This window comes from Orlajensenia leifsoniae, from assembly GCF_004570845.1.
GTDB lineage: Bacteria > Actinomycetota > Actinomycetes > Actinomycetales > Microbacteriaceae > Orlajensenia > Orlajensenia leifsoniae.
The window spans coordinates 1-860 of the sequence record NZ_SPQZ01000015.1; the positions used below are offsets into that span (position 1 = coordinate 1).

An 860-nucleotide genomic window follows, 5' to 3' on the forward strand; every position below is an offset into this window, starting at 1 on the left:
TCCCACCAGGCGAGGTGGTGGGCTTCGGCGTAGCTGCCGGTCGTGCCGCAGAAGGCGCAGCCGCCGTCGCGTTCGGCGAGGGCGATGCGTTGCGGGATGGTGAACAGGCGTTGGGTGCGTCCGAGGTCGAGCACCTCGGAGTCCCCGCCGAGGATCATCGGGATGAGACCGGCTTGCCCGGCGATCCGTCGGACGGTGCCGGCGCTGATGGGCTGGTGGATGCCGTCGATGAACGCCGCCCCGACCCCGGTGAGCAGGTCGGTGTGGTTGATGCGGATGATGATGGTGGCCAGGTCCAGTGGGGTGATGGTCTCCCGGCAGGTCAGGGCGTGTTCGGTGATCGCGACGAGAGCGTCGGCCTGCATGCGCGGGATGCTCACCGGGGCTGAGTCGGTCGGGTCGGTGTCATGGTTGCTGCGGATGCGGGCGGTGACGAGGGTCTCGATCGCGGTCTTGAGCAGGGCACCGTTGACCGGGTTCAGGTGGGCGGTGAAGCGGAGAATGCCGGAGGGCTCCTGCCGGATGCGCACCGACTGGTCGGCGGTCAGGGCGTCTTCGCGTTCGCCGATCCCGTCGGTGTCGAGGTACGCCTCAGCCTGAGCGACCAGCCGGTGCAGTTGCTCCAGGGTCAGGGTGGGTGCGCGCCTGGCCAGAGTGCGTTCGGTGGCGATCAGGTCGTCTGGGTTGGCGCGGGGTGCGACCCGGTCGAGCATGGTGATGATCGTCGCGGCAGCGTCGACGCTGAGCAGCCCGGTATTGATGGCGGCGGCGACGTGCGGGTGTCGGGGCGGCATCCGCTGCCCGGAGAACGCCTGCCGGGATGCTGTCGCCGCCCCCACCGCAATGAGTCGGGCCGCTTC

At 69.8% G+C, this 860-nt stretch carries 1 protein-coding gene; it reads right to left on the reverse strand.

The window, feature by feature from the left end; genetic code table 11:
* Positions 1–794, reverse strand: a 794-nt coding sequence (locus E4M00_RS17720) for a DUF222 domain-containing protein (protein ID WP_240037284.1), incomplete at its 3' end; no start/stop codon positions are given.
* Between the last annotated feature and the right edge of the window lie 66 nt (positions 795–860).